Annotated in this window: 8 protein-coding genes and 1 pseudogene; 2 read left to right on the top strand and 7 right to left on the bottom strand. The window is 44.5% G+C overall.

Translation table 11 applies throughout. From position 1 onward, the window contains the following. Positions 1–27: 27 nt before the first annotated feature. The 7 genes from BJP34_RS16160 to BJP34_RS43475 form a co-directional block, all read right to left on the bottom strand. Positions 28–1,152, bottom strand: coding sequence for a sulfotransferase (locus BJP34_RS16160; protein WP_070393224.1), 1,125 nt, complete (start codon positions 1,150–1,152; stop codon positions 28–30). After that, positions 1,142–2,740: a GMC oxidoreductase gene (locus tag BJP34_RS16155; protein WP_070393223.1), complete on the bottom strand. Its 1,599-nt coding sequence runs from the start codon at positions 2,738–2,740 to the stop codon at positions 1,142–1,144. Before BJP34_RS16155 ends, BJP34_RS16160 begins: the two co-directional genes overlap by 11 nt. 22 nt (positions 2,741–2,762) lie before the next feature. Continuing rightward, positions 2,763–3,167, bottom strand: coding sequence for a hypothetical protein (locus BJP34_RS16150; protein WP_070393222.1), 405 nt, complete (start codon positions 3,165–3,167; stop codon positions 2,763–2,765). Positions 3,168–3,209: 42 nt separating this feature from the next. Beyond that, positions 3,210–4,193, bottom strand: a complete 984-nt coding sequence (locus BJP34_RS16145; RefSeq protein WP_070393221.1) for a 2-oxoglutarate and iron-dependent oxygenase domain-containing protein — start codon at positions 4,191–4,193, stop codon at positions 3,210–3,212. 394 nt (positions 4,194–4,587) lie between these two features. Further along, positions 4,588–5,928 (bottom strand): NAD(P)/FAD-dependent oxidoreductase, encoded by a 1,341-nt coding sequence (locus BJP34_RS16140; protein ID WP_229424394.1) that lies wholly within the window; start codon positions 5,926–5,928, stop codon positions 4,588–4,590. A gap of 28 nt (positions 5,929–5,956) precedes the next feature. Continuing rightward, a complete protein-coding gene (locus BJP34_RS16135; protein WP_070393220.1) occupies positions 5,957–6,163 on the bottom strand; it encodes a hypothetical protein in 207 nt (68 codons plus the stop codon). A 176-nt stretch (positions 6,164–6,339) separates the two neighbouring features. Further along, entirely contained in the window at positions 6,340–6,483 is a 144-nt protein-coding gene (locus tag BJP34_RS43475; RefSeq protein WP_158517253.1) for a hypothetical protein, read from the bottom strand. Positions 6,484–6,944: 461 nt separating this feature from the next. Here BJP34_RS43475 and tnpC point away from each other — a divergent pair. Together tnpC and BJP34_RS16125 are read left to right on the top strand one after the other, a co-directional pair. Next, positions 6,945–8,368: pseudogene (gene tnpC / locus BJP34_RS50460) on the top strand (IS66 family transposase). A gap of 138 nt (positions 8,369–8,506) precedes the next feature. Continuing rightward, positions 8,507–20,983 (top strand): non-ribosomal peptide synthetase, encoded by a 12,477-nt coding sequence (locus tag BJP34_RS16125; protein ID WP_070393219.1) that lies wholly within the window; start codon positions 8,507–8,509, stop codon positions 20,981–20,983. Positions 20,984–21,079: the final 96 nt, after the last annotated feature.

Here is a 21,079-nt window from a genome sequence, read left to right as displayed (position 1 = left end):
GTTCCCAGATCCGCTGTTCCCTATTCCCTATTCCCTAGCGCGTAGCGCTATATTTTTGCAGTTAGTGTAGCAGTTAACAAGGCTTTTAGCTTCTCTGAGATACTGTTCCAACTGCTCAGGGGTTAACTGAGGTTGGGTTCGCTGTAAATTTTCCCAAGATAAGGCTGTGCTTGACTGAGAATCTTGTGTAAATACCTTCAAGATTTGACTGAGGTTGTTATGGGGTAAATCGCAGAAATCAAAAATTTGCTTAATCACAGAGTTGGGAGTTGCAATTAAATCCTCAAAATTGATGATAAACGGAGGATAACCCTGCTGGTGCAGCCTTTGAAGACATTCTAGAACTGAAAGCCAAGTTACGGTTAATATTTCAATATAGGACAAGGGACGATTTGGCTCTGGAAAACGGGCAATTAAAGAAACGAGGTTGCCCACCGCTTTCTGCATTGATTCTAGAGACTCAGGAGTATCTGGAATCTCGCCGATAGAAGCTCGTAATGAGGAACGAATCCAAGTTTCAATCTGTCGATATAAAAACAGTATTTTGGCTTGAGGAAAGTTGTTAGCCAATAAATCAGCCAGCTCTATTCCGTAACTGCGCAATTTAATTACCCAGCGGCGATCGCTAATTTTAGGAGTGGATTGACGACAGATAAGTTTGGTACAACTTACTAATAATTTGCTAATTTGAGCATCGTTATTGCCATTCCATTGACGCTGGCGCACCAACTGAGAATAAACATCCGGCTCAGAAAAAACAGTGATATTTTTGAGTTGATTCAAAGCTGAACTGAGCAGCGTTGAGCCACAGCGACCGACTGAATAAATTAAGATTAACTGTTGGCTATCGAAATCAATTTGATCAGCAATATCATGTAACCTATCATAGGATAAGGTAACTAAACGAACCGCTTGCTGGTATTGGGCTGAGTAATAAAAGGGAAAATCTGAAAGGACAACATCCTCTGGTGTTTCTACCAAAATGACGCGCCTCTCATCAGGGTCTAAACAGTAGAGACTGATATGAGGATTCTTCAGCAGGGTTTCTACAGCAATATCTTCACCTTCATCAAATTCAAAATCTGTGGGAGCGGCAATTCCTAAAGGATGGATTTTTGTTTTACGATTAATCTTATGAATTTTAGCATTCATCCGCAATTTCAGAAGGAAAGGAACGGGTTAATTTGCCTTTGAGGCGATCAGCTAATCTTAATGCCAGGGCGACTAGGGTTAAGGTCGGATTTGCTGTACCTGCTGTCGGGTAGACAGAAGAGCCAGCGATATATAAGTTATCAATCCCAAAGACCTGACAATCAGAATCAACCACCCCTGTTTCTGGGCGATCGCTCATGCGAGTTGTCCCCATATGATGCCAACCGCCCCGCATCACATCCGGAAAAGGCGGCCAACCTGAGTCCGTTTGATTTAGCCAATCAAAATACTGCAATCGTCCAAGTTCTAGGCGTCCTAATTCCTGTCCAAAGAAAGTATTAGCCACTTCAATGCTATGGCGATCTAGGTCGGTTAACTGCCAGTTTAACTGCACTTTGGGTAGCCCCAGTTCATCTTTCTCCTCGCTTAAGCTCACGCGGGATTCTGGGTTAGGGGCTTGTTCGATGCGCGAAAAAACAATCAGTTGATCCATTGAGGAGGGAGTTTCATTGCTGAGTAAGGTTTGATAGGAATCCATTTTAGTTGGGTACAAACTTGCTGTTAAGGCATCCAGATAAAGCTGCATTTCCGGTCTTAAACCGCCCTGAGCCTGTAGCTGTTCAAAATAATCAACCCCGAAATAATCGCTCTCGATTAAATCTAAGGTAAAGTTCAAAATTTGCTCATTTTCTTGAGTCCCTTCACTAGGTATTAAATGCACTTTAGGAGCATTTAATTCATAAGAAATGTACCTTTTCCAGGGGAGATTGGCACGTACCCAGGCTTGAGCCGACGCAATATGGAGATGTTCCATGAAAAAGCGCCCTACTAGATCATAGTGATTTCCAAGTCCTTGAGGTATCGTTTGATTCGACAGCAGCAGTAAACGGGCATTTTCAATCCCTCCACAGGCTAGAACATAAAATCGAGCTTGGACATAGTGTTCTCGTTGATTGAAGCAGCGAACTCGAAGTCCAGTAACTGTGTTTGCCTGGGGAACTGTCTCAATGGCAGTAACATTGGCATGAGTCCAGAGGATAATGTTATTCGCCTGAAGAATTTCTGAACGATAGACTTGGCCAAAGCGGGTCGGTGGACTTAATTGAAAAATTTTGTAGGTGAGTTTTGATTCATCAATGGGCAACCGCTCTAATTCTGGATCGTGGAATTCCCAAAACCCCATCTCATAGTCAGGAGAGGGAAGCTGGCACAACTGATGGGCACGGTTATAGTAAGGTACTAAGTCGTGATAACGGATTGGCCAACCACTGTAGGGAACCCAAGGGCGCGGTTGAAAATCGATCGCATCCAGGGGAGCACACATCCCCCCCCAGTGATTTGTAGTTCCCCCAAAATAGCGTAGGCGGCAGCTATCGAGGGGAAAATAGGGCAAGCCGATATTCTCCCCTTCATAGAGGGCTTGGGTTTGAATATCCCCATCAAATCCACCGCTTTCGAGGAGCAGCACCTTGACTGAAGAGTTAATCAACTCGCGGGCAATAGTAATTCCGGCTGCTCCAGCTCCGATAATACAGAGATCTACGGTTGTCTGGGTATGGTTTTCTAAGGTTCTGGCATCAAGATACATGGCTGGATAAATGGATGAAGCCTCAGTTGATTGTTTGTTGTTTTTCGCAGCAGGCTAAGGCACAAAGTTGAGCTTCTGTCTTTGATAAGATCCAGCCTTCAACTTGAACGGTGTTCTTTTGGGCAAAATCTGTTCTGATTTGGTTTCGTAGCCAGTTAAAGCGATCGCTTTGGCTATCAGGCAGGAGAAAGTCTTTGGTGATCGCCTGACGCAACTGTTCTAGTGGGCCAAGCTCAGGATACTGTTGGAGATATCCCCGCCCGATCCCTTGACAGTGTTGTAGATGGGGAAACTGTCCTAGAAACGCTGTTAAAGGCTGAGTTTCTAAGGTAGACCTTGGTTGTGCTACAGCAAAGCAATCCCCAGCTACAAAAGCCAGGGGCAGGCTTGAACACAACTTAATCACCTGGCGACGTTTAATAGTCATCTTTGCTTTAGATTCAAACAGGGATAGGCTGAAATTTCACAGCTAATCAAGCTGTTTCTGTTGTTTCTGTTTGGCTTCAAATCCTTGATTGTAATACTCGTGGGTAAGAATAGGGGGATATTTGGGCTTTTCGTTAGGGGCTAAATAGGATTCGAGACAAGTAATTTCAGCATTTTCATTGGGGGCAGGGAATAACCCAAAGGAGTATCTTTCCCGAGTAGTGTTTCGTGCTGTAGCTAGGGAGACGCGATGCATAGTTCCTGGATATTTATCATTAGTCCAGCGGGACATGATGTTTCCCAAGACAATTAACGGAATATTCTGAATCGGTTGTACGGCAACCCAGTCTCCAGTTTGAGTATAGACTTCTAGCCCACCCACTTCATCCTGAAACAAGAAGCTAAGGCTGCCATAATCAATGTGTTCAGTGTTACGCATCGGCACAGATTCTTGGGTTGGGGCAAGGGGTGGATAGTGGTGTAAAAGCATACTATCATTACGCTGGGAATGAAGATCTTTAAAGTAATTTTGGGGAGCATCCAAGGCCATCGCCAAAGCCAAAAATATGTTATCCATTGTGTCTTGAAAGTTTCCATAGGCTTGGGAAAGAGAGTTACAAAACTCTGGGTGTTCCTCAAACCATTGACTTCGTTGATCCTGCACTCCTACACTTGGGCTTTGTAAATTCTCTTGAGTTATACTTAGTTTTTCACTGGTAATCTTCCCGTCCGCCCGCTTAACGATATAGCCATGATATGACCCATCTGGGGGAATCAGTAATTGTTCTTTTTCCGATGAGGGCAGAGCAAAAAAATATTTGCATAGGGTAAATACTTGTGCTACTGCTGTGAGGGAAACCGCAGTATTACTTAGATAAAAGCATCCTACATGCTGCATTGCTCGCTCCAGCTTGGCAGCAACTGCTTTCTGGCTACTAGAATCCCCTGTTATAAAGGGTTGAAAATCGATAACTGGAATCGAATTTGAGGCGTTCGCGGCAGAGCATTCATTTGCTACTAAGTTCATGGTCAGAGGATCCTTAAGCTTGAGATAGTTTCCATTGGTGTACGTTCCCAAGGGTATGTTGTCACCCAGAGTGTTTGCTCTGTTGAATGCGATCGCTCTTTATCCTATAGGAATATGCAGAACTTGAACAGCCCGCCTCAGAGTTTTTTCTGCCCTCGTATCATACCGTGTAGTTCTAGCAGGGTCTTGATGTGCAGCGAGTTTTTGGAGCGAGTAGGGTCGAAGGGCCTGTTGCCACAACCGCACTCCCTTCCGAACCGTGCGTCGGATCTGGTTGACTTACAAAACTCTGAAATGGCTTACTGGTACGTTGGGATTTTGAACTCTAACTAAGGACGCAAATACTATCACAATTAATGGACAAAGAAAAGACAAATTACCAATTACCAAAGCACTAACTATTCCCAATCCCTTGACCTCCCAACCAACCCGTTGTCCAAGCACTCTGAAAATTAAATCCCCCAGTAATTCCATCAATATCGAGAATTTCCCCAGCAAAGTAAAGACCTGGACATTGGCGGCTTTCCATAGTCTTGAAATTCACCTCTTTGAGACTAACACCACCACAAGTGACAAACTCTTCCTTAAAAACCCCTTTACCTTGAATCAAATACCTTCCCTGAGTCAGTTCTTGAACTAACTGATGTACGGTTTTTTTCGATAACTCAGCCCAACGGTTTTCTGTACCCACTCCCACACTAGTGACTAAGCTCACCCAAAGGCGCTTTGGGATAGGAATGGGACAACTAGTAGTAATGAAGCGTCGAGGTAACTGGGATTTAACATCGAGGAGTAATTTCCGCAACCGGTCTGGATTGTAATCAGGAAGCCAATTCACCAACAAGGGCATTTGATAATGGTGTTCGTGCAATACTCTAGCCCCCCAAGCAGAAAGCTTCAGTACCGCTGGACCACTTAAACCCCAGTGGGTAATTAGCAATGGTCCCGTTTGGTCCTTCAAGGTTTTACCAGCATCTGGTAATTTGAGGCAGACCTGTTTAACACTAACCCCAGCTAAATCCTGTAAACGGGAGTCTGGGATATTAAAGGTGAATAGAGAAGGAACCGGGGTTTCGATGGTATGACCTAAGGCTTTTGCCCAACGGTAGCCTAGGGGATTGCTACCAGTAGCAACCAAAACGCGATCGCATTTTATAGTCTCACCATTCCTCAACCCAATCTCAAATCCTCCTGGGGTCGGGTGTGGCGTGTCAGGAGTTGGGTGTTGGGAAGATTGCCGAGAGATCCACTTAACCGGATTACTAGTGCGAATCTTCACCCCTGCCCTCTTAGCCACTTGTAAGAGACAATCAACAATCGTTTCGGAACTATCAGTAATCGGAAACATCCTGCCATCAGGCTCAGTTTTCAGCTCAACACCGTGAGCACCAAACCAAGCAATGGTATCCTTCGGTTGAAAGCGGGTGTAAGCCCCTCGCAATGCTTTGCTTCCCCTCGGGTAAGCTTGCACCAACTGGGCTGGGTCAAAACAAGCATGAGTAACATTACAGCGTCCACCACCAGAGATGCGCACCTTCGATAATGGCTGGCGTGAGGCTTCTAGGAGAGTGACATTGGTATGGGGATGAGTAGTGGCACAGGTAATTGCCCCAAAAAAACCAGCGGCTCCACAGGAACATCGCTGCTTTATGTGAATTATTGTCTTTGGCTGGTCGAAGTCCCCCAGGCTTAGAATTTTCCTGACAATTAGAGTAAACCATAGTTTGATTTTCATGGGTCGAATGGTAAAGCTATTCGAGTCCTCAGGTTCTTCGAAAGCGGATATTGTCCGCTAACAATGACTCATATCTCACTGTTTGTTCATTTGCCAACCCACTTTGAGATTTGCGATCGCACTTTGAGATTCGTGATCGCACTTTGAGATTCGCGATCGCATTTTGAGATTCGCGATCCCAGTCTTGGGAAACCCCAATATCTCCTTCAACCCTTAGGTCGTAGCTTTTTGACATTGTGATTCCGAATGGCTCACCAAGGGTGAGCGAACGGTGAGTCATAAGAGCCAATATAGCAATTCCTTAATAGGTCGTGGGAATTTCTGAAATTCGATCCTTGCTCTACCTGGGTTTTAGCCGATCACTTATTACATCCTATTGATGTAATAGGATTGCTACATACACCCAAGTGTTCAATTTGGCTTCTCCGTTGTCAATAGAGCATCTTTATTGCGGTGAGCAGTTACGCCTGTTGAAAACTGACCAGTGGAGGTGGGGAACAGGGAATAGGGGATAGGGAACAGGGAATAGGGAATAGTGATAAAATTTGATATCATGTTACCCATGTTACCATGGAAGATATGACAATCTCTTCTACAACCGGGGTCGCTTAAGGGGGTTTAGTATAATATTACAATCGAACAAATACGGGAAAAACTCGAATGGTAAGGATTCAGGTGGGTGAGAAGGGGGGTTGACAGAGGCTAGCCACTGTTGACGATTTTATCCAAATATCTGGCAGTATCTCCAAAAATATGTTAGACTTTGATTAGTTTTCTAGTGTCATTGAAAAGATTCTGAAAATTGAATTGAAGCCGAAAACCAAAGCAAACCATGATAGTGGTTGCGTTTTCTATTAAACACAGATTTATGCGCCTTGAGCGGAACAAAACCGATCTTGGCCTTGGGAGATACCCCCTGGCTGCGAGATCAGCTTGCATTAGTGGGCTAAAATCTGCAAAGTAGATTTTGGTAGCTAAAAAGTATCGGAGACTAGGATAGGAGAAAAGTTGTGATCATAAAAAAGCCAGTGCATCCAAGACATACAGAAGAAGAACTCAACCAATTGTCTACAGAAGAATTGGTTAAGATAATCAAGGCACTTGAAACAGAGGTGGCACGGCTGAGTGTAATCCTAGGTAAGGACAGCCAAACATCATCAAAACCCCCATCAACGGACATAATCAAGCGTCTCAGAGAAAAAGAAAGTACTCGAAGAAACTCCACAGGGACAGCAAAAGCGGAAACTTCGAGGACAACCAGGTCATCAAGGAAAAACTCGTTTTGGGTTTGGCAGGGTAGACAGAATAGAAGTGCTCCATCCAGAGATCTGTACTCACTGGGTCGGAACTCACTTTCATGGGTGTGCCGAGAAAATAGAAAAGCACCAAGTAGCGCAGTTGGTAGCCCAACCAATTGAAGTAGTGGAGTATCATCGTCTGAGCCGTAAATGCCTTCAGTGTGGGGAAGTAAGTCAGGCAAACTGGAGTCAGGAAATCGTACCAGGACAAGACCTAGGAGTGAGACTGCAAGCACTGATCGGTTGGTTAGGGAACTATGCCCACATGCCCTATGCCAAGATCCAGGAGTTGATTTAGCAGATGGGTGAAGTAGAGATTGGAGTCGGAACCAAAGGGGCCACCAACGTGCCTAGTAGCCCAAGCCATAGAACAGCCGGTACTAGAACTGGAAAATTGGGTAAAAATAGAACAACCCAATGTCCATGTCGATGAAACCCCTTGGGGGGTCATTGGGGTAAAGGAATGGTTATGGCTAGTCGCCAACCAGGATTTTTGCCTATTTAGAGCAGCAGATACACGTTCACGAAAAGAACTAGAGTCACTGCTAGGAGATAAGTATGGTGGAGTTCGAGCGCAGCGACGAAAAGCGTGTATACTAACTAATGGTTACCCTGTAGTAGCCCAACAAAAGTGCTTGGCACATATGCGCAGGCATTTCAAGGGTTTAATTAAATGTCCTGGATTACACAATGAGAGTATTGGCAAAGCATTTATTAGTCTGCAAGATGTGCGCTTTTGAGCATTATCACTTATGGCAAACCCAGGCTGATCATAAAGCTTACGAATTATGGGCCAAGGAATTCAAATCCAAATTAAGTAAAGCTTTCAATAAATGGATACCGCAAGCGGGAGCAAGAGCTTTGAGGCTTTTAAATAATCTCCAAAACAAGTTTGATCAGTGGTGGTATTTTCGCCATGCATCCAGAAGTACCTCCTGACAACAATTTGGCAGAACGTTGTCATTGATTGGCTGTTACAAAGCGTAAGGGAGCGCGGAGGTTCTCGCTCCTTGGAAAGATTTGAAAACACCGCCAGACTTTTGACTGTTGTGCAAACCTGTCGTTCTCAGCAACGTTGTGTCGTCAACTTTTTTGCTGAAGCATTACGTGCCCACATCGGTCGTGACATGGGTTTTCCTTAACTTATCCCTATTTTTACGACCTGAATCCTTACCTCGAATGTTATTTCGAGACACCTGTATTGGAGTAAAAGTTATATTTTCTAAAATTTGTTGAGCAAAAAGTTTAAGCATTTCAAGCTCTTATAAAACAGGAGATTTATGACAGTAATCGAGAATCTTTTATCTGATCTCAGTCGTTTGGGAATAAAGCTATGGCTTGAATATAGTGATTCAACTCAAGCACCTAGGTTAAAATGTAGAGCTCCAGAAGGAGCTTTGAATCCAGCCTTACGAGATCAGTTGCAACAGCATAAAATAGCAATAATTGAGACTCTACAACAGTGGGATAAATATAAGAATCAAGCAGTTGAAACTATAGTAAAAGTTCCTCGTGAAGGAAACTATAGTCTCTCCTTTGCTCAAGAAAGACTGTGGTTTCTAAATCAGCTTAATCCTGGTGATACTAACTACAATGTGGTTCATAATTTTCGAATTTCAGGAATACTCAATGTTTCAATACTTGAACAAAGTTTAAATGAGATTATTCGCCGTCATGAAGTACTACGAACCACATTTTTCATAAAAAAAGGGATCCCAATACAAGCAATTGCACCTGGTTTAAATCTGATCTTATCAGTTGTTGATTTACAATCGCTACCTAGCCAAGAGCAGTTGACTCAAACAGAACAATTCATTCAGGCAGAAAGTCAATATGCTTTTGACCTATCTCAAGAGATATTATTGCGAGCCACAGTGCTTCATCTGTCAGAGCATTTGCATATCTTACTATTAACTTTTCATCATATTATTACAGATGGCTGGTCTACAAAAGTTTTGTTGCGAGAACTCGGAAGTCTTTATACGGCTTTTTTGAATGGTGAGTCTTCACCATTACCTGAGTTACCAATTCAATATATAGACTTTGCCCACTGGCAGCGACAATGCTTATCAAAAGAACGATTGGCAAATCTGGTGGAGTATTGGAGACATCAATTAGCTGGTGCACCACCTTTGCTGGATTTACCTACTGATCATTCTCGCCCTCCAGTGCAAACCTTTCGAGGTGCGACTCAGCTTTTTGACTTCAGTAAAGACCTGACGCAACAAATTAAAGAACTGGGTTACCAAGCCGGAACAACACTATTCATGACATTGTTGACGGCTTTTATGGCCTTGCTCAGCCGTTACAGTAACCAGGAAGATATTATAGTGGGCACCCCAATCGCAGGTCGCAATCATCCTGAACTTGATTCGATGATCGGCTTTTTTGTCAATACGTTAGTGTTGCGGGTTGATCTCTCTGGTAATCCAAGCTTCCGAGAATTAATGGATCGGACACGACAGGTAACGTTAGACGCTTATTCCCATCAAGATTTGCAGTTCGAGAAGCTTGTGGAAGAGCTACAACCCGAACGAAACCCTGGTTACAATCCGCTGTTTCAAGTGATGTTTGTTCTACAGGAGAATGAGGTTGATGAGTGGAAGTTTTCGGATTTAACCCTGACTCCTTTACAAACGGAAAGGGTCACGGCCAAGTTTGATTTAACCTTATGTCTTGAAAATCGGGAATCTGGGCTGAGAGGGAAGTTAGAATACAGCACGGATTTGTTTGATCAGGACACTGCTGCTCGAATGATTGGGCATTTTCAAACGCTCCTTGCCGCAATTGTCAGAAATCCTGATCAATCGATCTGTCACCTGCCGCTTTTAAGTCTTGAGGAATCCTATCAACTCCTAGTTGCTTGGAATCAAACCCAAATGGATTCTCTGTGTGACATTTCTGTTCATTCACAGGTTCTAACTCTGTTAGAGCAGCAGGTATCTCAGCATCCAGATGCTATAGCTGTCCAGTTTCAACAGCAAACGCTCACTTATCAAGCATTGCATGATCGGGCTAATCAACTCGCTCATTATCTCCAAAGTCTTGGGGTTGGTCCAGAAGTTGTCGTAGGTCTTTGTGTCGAACGGTCTATAGAGCTAGTTGTGGGTTTTCTTGGCATCCTTAAAGCAGGTGGAGCCTATCTCCCTCTTGATCCGACCTATCCCCAAGAACGACTCACTTATATGCTTGCAGATGCACAAGTTTCAGTGCTTGTGACTCAGCCCACTCTACTGACTAGACTTCCATCTCACCCAGCACAAGTGGTGATGTTAGAGAGCGACTCTGCTATTTTTGCTAACCAACCTGTGACAGCACCAATCTCTGCCATTACTGCAGAGACGCTAGCCTATGTAATCTATACTTCTGGCTCTACCGGACGACCCAAAGGAGTAATGGTCACACATCGGGGGTTAAGCAATCTAGCAGCAACTCTGATTGCGACCTTTAAAGTCAACCCCCACAGTCGGGTTCTTCAATTTACCTCCTTGAGTTTTGATGTTTCAATCTCAGAAATCTTGATGGTTTTAAGTTCTGGGGCTTGCTTATGCTTGAATCCATCAGAATCTTTGCTTCCGAGTTTAGATTTAGTGCAACTTCTCCAGCAGCAGGCAATTACGCATTTGGCATTACCTGCATCTGCCCTAGCGACTTTACCGCTCATGCCAATCCCCAGTTTACAAGTGCTGATTGTAGGAGGGGAAGCCTGTCCTGTTCCGTTGATGCAAGAGTGGGCTAAGGGTCGGGAATTTTTTAATGCTTACGGCCCAACAGAGGCGAGTGTGTATACGACTATCGCCCTTTGTCAACCAGAGGACCCTATCATTACACTCGGTCGCCCCATTCCCAATGTCAACGTTTATATTCTAGATCCCTATGGTCAGCCGGTTCCGATCGGTATTCCTGGCGAGTTGTATATTGGGGGGATCGGTCTTGCACGAGGTTATCTCAACCGTCCTGATCTGACCCAGGCAACATTTGCCGCAATGCCTCACAGCTTAAAGAGGCTGCACGAGGATTTTGGCAAGGCTTTACCTGCAAACTCTCTAGCCAATCGTTTATACAAAACGGGTGATCGGGTGCGTTATCTTGCTGATGGCAGAATTGAGTTTTTAGGACGGATTGATCACCAAGTTAAGTTGCGCGGATTCCGGATCGAGCTCGGAGAGATCAGTGCAACCCTGGAACAACATCCAGCCATTCAGACTGCAATTGCCTTGTTGAGACCAGATCAACGTGGCGAACAACAATTGGTCGCCTATGCAGTTTTGCACAGTGGGAGTGATCAGCCTTCTGCTCCTGAACTGCGGAGGTTTTTGCGAGGACTATTGCCTCACTATATGGTGCCAATGGCGATCATTTTGCTGTCAGAATTCCCCCTGACCCCCAATGGCAAGATCAACCGTGCTGCTTTGCCTGCTCCTGATTTGCAACACCTACAACAAGCTACCTTTGTTCCGCCTCGCAGTCCGGTTGAAATTGTTATTGCCAATATCATCGCCTCGGCATTGGGTTTAGAACAGGTGGGTCTGCAGGATGATTTCTTTGAACTGGGAGGCCATTCGTTATTAGCGACTCAGGTTATCTCTCGAATTCGTCAAAGTTTTGGGGTTGAGATCCCACTGATCACTCTATTTGAGCAACCCAGGTTAATAGACCTTGCTCAGGCTGTGAACTCTGTTCAGAAGAAAGATTTTTCTCCCTTACCTCCTATTCAGCCGATCGATCGCAACCCCTTAAGCGACCCCAAATCATTTCCCCTGTCATTTGCCCAACAACGGCTCTGGTTCCTCAATCGTCTTGAAGGGGTCAATACAACAAGCTATAACACGGGTAGAACTTTTCAGTTAACTGGGAATTTGAATCGACCCGCACTACAACAAAGTCTGCAAGCCCTCATCGAACGTCATGAAAGCCTACGCACTACCTTCCCCATTGATCGTCAAGGTATTCCCTGTCAACGGATTAATGAGCCTGGAACGATAACATTACCCGTGATTGAGTTGGAAGCAGGAGCACAAGAAGCCGAGATTAAAGAGCTAATTAAAGTAGAAAGTCAACAACCCTTTGATCTGACTCACAACAGGCTCATTCGCTTCAAACTGCTGCAATCGTCGCCTACTGATCATATTTTGATGGTCACGATACACCACATTATTTGTGATGGTTGGTCGATCGGGGTATTCCAACAAGAGCTACTCCAACTGTATCAAGCTTTTTGCCAGAATCAATCTTCTCCCCTTTCCCCTTTACAGATCCAATATGCAGATTTTGCCTGTTGGCAACGGCAATGGCTAACCGATCAAGTTTTAGAGGCTGAACTCAACTATTGGAAACAACAACTGGAAGGCGCTCCCCCTCTATTAGAACTGCCCACAGACTACCCTCGACCTGCTGTGCAAACATTTCAAGGGGGGGAGGTCAGTTTTCAGGTTGATGCATCCCTGAGCCAGAATCTGAAAGCCTTCAGCCAAAAAGCAGGCGTTACCCTATTTATGACCTTGCTTACTGTCTTTAAGATATTATTATCTCGCTACTCCAGACAGACCGATATTGTGGTGGGTGCGCCCATTGCTAATCGTAATCAGGCTGAAATTGAGCCTTTGATTGGTTTTTTTGTCAATACCCTGGTATTGCGTTCCGACTTGTCCGGCAATCCTAGATTTGTGGAACTGCTTAGACAGGTTAGACAAACCACGCTAGAGGCTTACACGCATCAAGACCTACCTTTTGAGAAATTAGTAGAGGAATTACAACCGAAGCGTCGTCTTGACCATCATCCGATTATTCAGGTCATGTTTGCTTTGCAAAATGTTCCAGATGCTGATTTAGAACTACCAGACTTAGAAGTCAAGTCCCTCAGATCAGAGGTTGAGACAACCCGCGAATTTGATTTAGAAGTTTACCTTTGGGAAAAACCTCAGGGGTTGGTCGGCTCCTGTATTTACAGGGGTGATTTGTTCAAAGTTGAAACGATCCAGCGGTTATTTGAACAATTTCAGAGGTTATTGCAAGCAGTGGTGATCGATAGCAGTCAAAGGATCGATGAGTTGCCCCTTCTGACTCTTGCTGAACAACACCAGATTCTAACGCAATGGAATCAGACTCAAAGAGACTACCCTCGTAACTCCTGTATTCATCAACTATTTGAGCAACAGGTAGAACGATCAGGAGATGCCATTGCCCTAGTATTTGAAGACCAACAACTTACTTATCAGGAGCTGGATTACCAGGCCAATCAGCTTGCCGCTTACTTACGGAACTGGGGTGTCGATCCAGACGTATTGGTTGGGGTTTGCCTGGAGCGATCGCCTGACCTGATTGTGGCCATACTGGCAATTCTTAAAGCTGGGGGAGCATATGTGCCCCTTGATCCAAACTACCCCTCAGAACGTTTGGCCTTCATTGCCGAAGATACACAAATACCGATATTAATTACTCAAACAGCTTTTCGAGCCCACCTTTCGGATTCTCAGACCTGTTTCCTCATTTGTTTAGATGAAATCAACTTAAGAGAGTTTGCTGCTCAACAACCGACTAACCGGAAAGAACACGATGTCCAGCCTGATTTGAAGAGAACGTTAACAGACACCATCTCTCCTATCCTGGAAACCCAGGCTGGGACTTCTTTGAGCGGAAAATCAATCACCGCTGACAATCTTGCCTATGTGATGTATACTTCCGGTTCTACAGGTAAACCCAAAGGGGTTGCAGTTTCCCATCGGGGAGTTGTTCGTTTGGTGGTCAATTCCAACTATGTTAACATCACCGCAGCGGATACCTTTCTACAACTCGCCTCCATTGCTTTTGATGCAGCCACCTTTGAAATTTGGGGTGCGTTACTCAACGGAGCTACCTTGGTGCTCGCTCCAGCCTCTCGTTCTTCTCTGGCTGAAATTGCTTACCTCCTGCAGCATCATCACATTACGATTCTCTGGCTCACTGCTGGGCTCTTCCATCAAATGGTGGAAGAGCATCTTGAAGCTTTCTCCTCTGTTCAACAACTCTTAGCTGGAGGTGACGTTCTCTCTGTTGCTCATGTTCAAACCGTAGTTCAAGCCTTACCCAACACCCTGGTGATTAATGGCTACGGTCCAACAGAAAATACCACCTTTACCTGCTGTTACCCTGTTCGAGATCTTGATGAGATCGGCACATCAATTCCGATCGGATCTCCGATTTCAAACACTCAAGTCTATCTGTTAGATCAAACTTTTCACCCAGTTCCAGTTGGAGTACCTGGAGAGCTTTATATTGGCGGAGACGGCTTAGCACGCGAGTATCTCAAGCGTCCTGATCTGACCGCAGAACGCTTTATCGTGAATCCCTTTCTCTCTGGCAAAGTCATAGAAAAGGATGAAGGGAGAGAATCAAAAGGAACTCCCCAGATTTCAACTTCGAACACACTGTATAAAACCGGAGACTTAGCCCGATACCTTCCTGATGGCAATATTGAGTTTCTTGGACGAGTTGACCATCAAGTTAAAATTCGTGGTTTCCGCATTGAACTGGGAGAAATTGAAGCAACGATTCGGCAGAATTCAATTGTCTCTCAAACAGTTGTTACGGTGCATAGAGATGCAACCAGTCATAAAAGTTTGATTGCTTATTTAGTGCCTGACTGGCGCGGACAAGGGATTGCTGCATTACTTGCTCAGGCAGAACAGGAATTATTAGAGGATTGGCAAACCCTCTACGAAGAAATCTACAGTCCATCCACTTCAGAACCGGATGAGACAGGCTTAAATTCTAACTTGGATTTCAATATTGTAGGCTGGAATAGCAGTTATACAGGTCAGCCGATCCCAGCTATCCAAATGAGGGAATGGGTTGAGCATACCGTGTCACGAATTCAGCATTATCACCCTCAGTCAGTCTTAGAAATTGGCTGCGGAACAGGATTATTGTTAAGTCGAATTGCCCCCCATTGCAAACATTATGAAGGAACTGATTATTCCAGGGCAGCCTTAGCCTATAACCAAAATCTACAGCAAAGTAAAACGACCTTAAGTCATGTTATTTTGCATCATAAATTAGCCCATGACTTTGAAGGGATTCCTAAGCAAAAATTTGACACCGTTATACTCAATTCAGTCATTCAATACTTCCCCAGTATTCATTATCTTCTCCAGGTTTTACAAGGGGCAATAGATGTCATTATTCCTGGCACCCCCGGTCGCATTTTTGTGGGAGATATTCGGAGTTTACCCTTATTAGATAAGTTTCATACGATGGTGCAATACTTGCAAGCGGACGATTCAATGTTGTTACAGGAACTTACAACTCGATGTCAGCAGAGCTTGCAAGCGGAAGAAGAGCTTGTCATTGATCCAGATTTCTTTGTTACCTTACCTCACTATTTCCCTGAAATTAGCCATGTTGAAGTTCAACCGAAGCGAGGCAAACATCACAATGAGTTAACCCAGTTTCGTTATGATGTAACGCTCCATCTCAGCATGACTCAACCAAGGGAAAATGTAACAATTGCTTGGCAGGACTGGCAGGATGACCCAGACATGTTGACTCAAGTTCGGCGTGTGTTGTTGGAAGAACGTCCAGAATCGTTGGGTATTCGTCGTATTCCCAATGGGCGAATTCAACAGGCATTACAAGTCCAACAATGTCTGGAGCAATCGTCTCAGGAATTCAAAACCGTTAAACATCTCCGACAACATCTAATGGGTGTAATGGGTGATGGAGCACACAACAACTCCAGTGGCGTTGAGCCGGATATGTTCTGGGAATTAGCAGAAGAATTGGGCTATCAGGTGCATTTGAGTTGGTGGGAAGCCAGTTCAACAGGGTATTATGATGTAGTTTTTCTACGTGAGACTGTTCCCAAGGACCAGGATGTTGTCTCAGCTCTTCAAAAGGTTGCCTTTTGGCAAGAGCACCGAAGTCCTCTTAAGCTGAGGCAAGACTATGCCAATATCCCCCTACAAAGTAAGCTAACTTACAAACTGATTCCTGAAATACGCCAGTTTTTGCAAAACAAGTTGCCTGAGTATATGCTGCCTCAGCACTTTGTTGTCTTAGACCATTTACCTCTGACCGCCAATGGCAAAGTCGATCGCAGGGCTTTGCCAGTCCCCGATGTTATAGATGTGCATCGAGAGGGAGAATTTGTTGCACCGAGGACCCCGACTCAAGAGCTGTTAGCTGCGATTTGGCGTGAGGTTTTGCGAATTGAACAGATTAGCCTTGACGATGACTTCTTTAAGCTAGGGGGACATTCTTTATTGGCAACTCAGGTGATGTCGCGGATTCGCCATAGACTAGGAGTTGAACTGCCTTTGCAAGTGATGTTCGAGCAACCGACATTGAGGGATCTCACCCAGGCAATAGAGACTGCTCAGCAAGGGGATTTAATCTCTTTTCCTGCCATTCAGCCCGTTTCTCGTGCAACACTCTTGCCCGTTTCGTTTGCTCAGCAACGGCTTTGGTTTCTAACTCAGCTCGAAGGCATGAGCGCTGGCTATAACGTCCCCAATGCTTTCAAACTTGAGGGTGTGTTGAACCACACCGCATTGGAGCAAAGTTTTAAAGCGATCATTCATCGTCATGAGACCCTACGGACCACCTTTAAAGCTGATGATACGGGTACACCTTACCAGTATATTAATGAGGCTGGAATCTTTACCTTGCCAGTGATTGAATTACACAGCGAACACCAAGAACGCCAAGTTAAAGATCAAATTCAAGCAGAAAGCCACCAGCCCTTTGATATTAGTCAAGATCAACTGATTCGTGCCAAGTTACTGTGTCTGTCCCCCACTACCCATGTATTGCTAGTAACCATACACCACATTGTCTCAGACGGGTGGTCATTAGGGGTATTCATTCAGGAACTATCTCAACTTTATCAAGCCTTTTGTCAAGGAAAGACCTCTCCACTCTTTCCATTAACAATCCAATACGCAGACTTTGCCCAATGGCAACGGCAATGGTTAGCAGGTCAAGCCCTGACAAGCCATCTAGACTATTGGAAACAGAAACTTGATGGTGCTCCTCCCCTGTTAGAATTCCCCACAGATCATCCTCGCCCAGAGGTAGCTACCTTTGAGGGAGGAATAGAGTGGTTCTGGCTGGATTCTAGCCTGACGCAACAACTGAAGACCCTAAGCCAAAAAGCAGGTGTCACCCTGTTTATGACCTTACTGGCAGCGTTTCAAGTGTTGCTCTCGCGCTACACCAGAAAATCAGATATTGTGGTTGGATCGCCAATCGCCAACCGCAAACAGGTTGAAGTTGAATCGTTGCTGGGCTTTTTTGTCAACACCCTGGTACTGCGCTCTGATCTGTCTAACAATCCTAGCTTTGAGGCGTTATTGGCTCAGGTCAGACAAACAACCTTGGAGGCTTATCTTCACCAAGATTTGCCTTTTGAAAAACTGGTGGAAACCTTACAACCAGAACGTCACCTCAATCATCATCCTATCGTTCAGGTCATGTTTGCTTTGCAGAATGCCCTGGGTGATAAATTAGAACTCTTTGATTTGAAAGTAGAACGTCTAGGCGTAGAACTGAAGACCATTCGTGAGTTTGATTTTGAACTTGATCTTTTTGAGAATCCTGAAGGTTTGGCAGGACGGTGTACTTACAATATTGGTTTATTCAAGGCTGAAACAATTCGACGGATGTTGGGCCACTTTCAGACTCTCTTACAAGCCATTGTTGTTGATAGTACTCAAGGAATTGCAGAACTTCCCCTCCTGACTCAGGCTGAACAGCAACTGTTAGTTGCCTGGAATCAAACTCAGAAAGATTATCCTCATGATCAATGTATTCATCAATTATTCGAAGCTCAGGTTGAGCGCACATCTGATGCCATTGCTGTAATATTCGAAGCGCAGAAACTAACTTACCGGGAACTGAATGAGCGATCTAATCAGTTGGCTCATTACTTACAGCAGCAAGGTGTAGGCCCCGAAGTATTAGTTGGTATTTGTGTTGAGCGTTCCCTAGAGATGGTGGTGGGCGTGCTAGGTATTCTTAAAGCAGGAGGGGCATATGTTCCCTTAGACCCCACCTATCCGAGTGATCGAATTGCTTACATGATGGAAGATTCAGAGATTGGGCTGCTCCTCACTCAACAATGTTTGCTAAAGGAATTACCGCTTCACCGACCTCAAATCATCTGCTTGGATGTAGAAGATGACGTTTTTGCTAAATACAGCACTGATACAGTTCACAGTAAGGTCCATCCTACTAACCTTGCTTATGTCATCTATACATCAGGGTCTACTGGACAACCCAAAGGCGTAGCGATCACTCATCATTCTGTACTGAACCTGGATCAGGGATTATTGCACGCTGTTTACAGTTCTCTGACTCATAGTAAGGAGAACCTTTGCATTAGTATTAATGGTTCATATGCCTTCGACACATCGGTTAAGCAGATTCTTCAACTTTTACATGGGCACACCCTAGTCATTGTTCCAGAAAGCGATCGATACAGCGGCTCAACTCTACTGCACTATCTCAAGCAATATCAGATTGATGTTTTTGACTGTACACCCATGCAATTCACCTGGTTGATAGAAGCAGGTCTCCTTAGCACAGATGAAGTACCCCTGAGAGCCATCTTAGTAGGTGGAGAACCGATTGCCTCCTCCACTTGGCTAGCGGTTCAAAGCTGCGAGACAATTCACTGCTTTAATCTCTACGGTCCAACAGAATGTACTGTAGATGCTACGATCTGTCGTTTACAGTCCGCTCATAGTGCTGGTACTATTGGTCGCCCTATTGTGAATACGCAGGTTTATCTGTTGGATAGTCATCTACAACCTGTTCCGATAGGAATTCCTGGCGAGTTGTATATTGGAGGGGCAGGGTTAGCCCGTGGCTATTTAAATCGTCCAGAGTTGACTGCCACAAAGTTTATTGCTAATCCCTTTGGTGCTGGGCGATTGTACCAAACTGGTGACCTAGCCCGTTACTTGCCTGATGGTTCCATTGAATACCTGGGTCGCTTGGACCAACAGGTGAAAATTCGTGGTTTCCGCATTGAGTTAGGTGAAATTACAACCGTCTTAAGCCAACATCCAGATATTAGTCAGGCTGTCACCATCGCTCGTGAATCTGAGACTAGAGATCGGCAACTGATTGCCTATGTGGTAGCGAAGGATAACGTTCATGTAGATCCACCAGTCTTGCGGCAATATTTGCAGCAAAGCTTACCAGCTTATATGTTGCCCAGTTCGTTTGTGTCACTGGCAGAATTACCCTTAATGCCCAATGGCAAAATAGATCGTAAAGCACTGCCTGCGCCCAACGTTTCTGATTTGCAGCGACAGACAACTTTTGTCCCTGCTTCCACCTCCACCCAGCAACTCTTAGTAATGGTTTGGGCCGATGTTTTAGGAGTGGACCAGATTGGTCTTTATGACAACTTCTTTAACCTTGGGGGACATTCTTTGCTAGCTGTTAAGGTTATTACTCGCCTACAAGAAGCTTTGCAAATTAGTCTACCCGTTCAACTCTTATTTACCTCCAAAACACTGTTAGAGCTGGCTCAAGCTATAGATCGGATTCGAAATAGCGATCAGGATATTTCAAAACTTGGCACATCTTTTGTTGATTTAGAAGCTGAAGCCATTTTAGATCCAAACATCAAGCCTGCTAAGGCACAAATTTATCGCAACCCAGATCACATTCTTTTAACAGGAGCAACAGGTTTTGTCGGTATTTTTCTCCTGCATGAATTACTCAAACAAACTTCAGCCAAGATTTACTGTCTCATGCGGACTGGCGATCCCCTTCAGGGTTGGCAGCGCCTGCACAAGCTCCTGAAATCTTTTGGTCTTTGGCATGAAACCTATCAATCGCGAGTGGTTGTGATTAAGGGAGATCTCTCACTGCCTAAGTTTGGTCTTGAGGAATCAGAGTACGAACAGCTCAGTCATCAGGTTGAATCTATTTATCACTCTGGAGCCTGGGTCAATAGCATGTATCCATACTCTTTTTTAAGTCCGGTAAATGTTGCAGGAACCCAGGAGATTATAAAGCTAGCATGTGCCAGTCGAGTCAAACCGCTGCACCATATTTCAACCCTTGGAGTTTTTTCTGCCGGAAGTTATTCTGGACAAAACCTTATTTTTGAGGATGATCCCCTGATTCATGCCAAAGGACTCAAAGGAGGATACAGCCAGAGCAAGTGGGTAGCAGAAAAACTTGTTATGGCGGCACGAAATCGTGGATTACCCACTTCAATTTACCGACTAGGGAGAGTCTTTAGCCATTGCCAGACAGGCATCATGAACATGCAGGACTTCCTTTGCATTTTCCTGAGAGGTTGTATCCAGTTTGGCAAATATCCCGACAGTGATCAGATGGTAGACCGATTGACTCCTGTAGATTACGTAAGTAAAGCAATTGTTCATCTATCTTTGAAAGGTCAGCTGGGTAAAGTTTTCCATATCAATAATCCTGAAACCGTAAATCTACAAACATTGTTTGAGTGGATCAAGGCTTTTGGCTATCCTTTAGAAGCTATCCCCTATTCAGAGTGGCGAACTCAATTTACACAACTAGAAATTTCTCAAGCGAGTAATAACAGTCTATATTCGTTATTTCCTGCGTTCTCACCCTATAATCCTCCTTATACAGGCAAGGTGCTGAGATTTGACTATCAAAATTTGACTAATGGTTTAGCTCAAAGTAATATTCAGTTGGAATCCATCAACCAGGCATATCTCAACCTCTTTCTATCTTTTCTAATTCAAGAGAATTACCTTGATGCTCCGGCAAGGTTGTGAGAACTCTTTCAAATTTGCCAGGTAGGGTTTGTCACAGTAAAAGAATCTTCCTTTTTCTATCTCTCTTGCTTATAAAAACTGCAAATTGTTCGGGCA

It is taken from the genome of Moorena producens PAL-8-15-08-1 (assembly GCF_001767235.1).
In the GTDB taxonomy this organism is placed as follows: Bacteria; Cyanobacteriota; Cyanobacteriia; order Cyanobacteriales; family Coleofasciculaceae; genus Moorena; species Moorena producens_A.
Note: the sequence above shows the minus strand (reverse complement) of the source record. Positions and strands in the feature narration are given on the sequence as shown.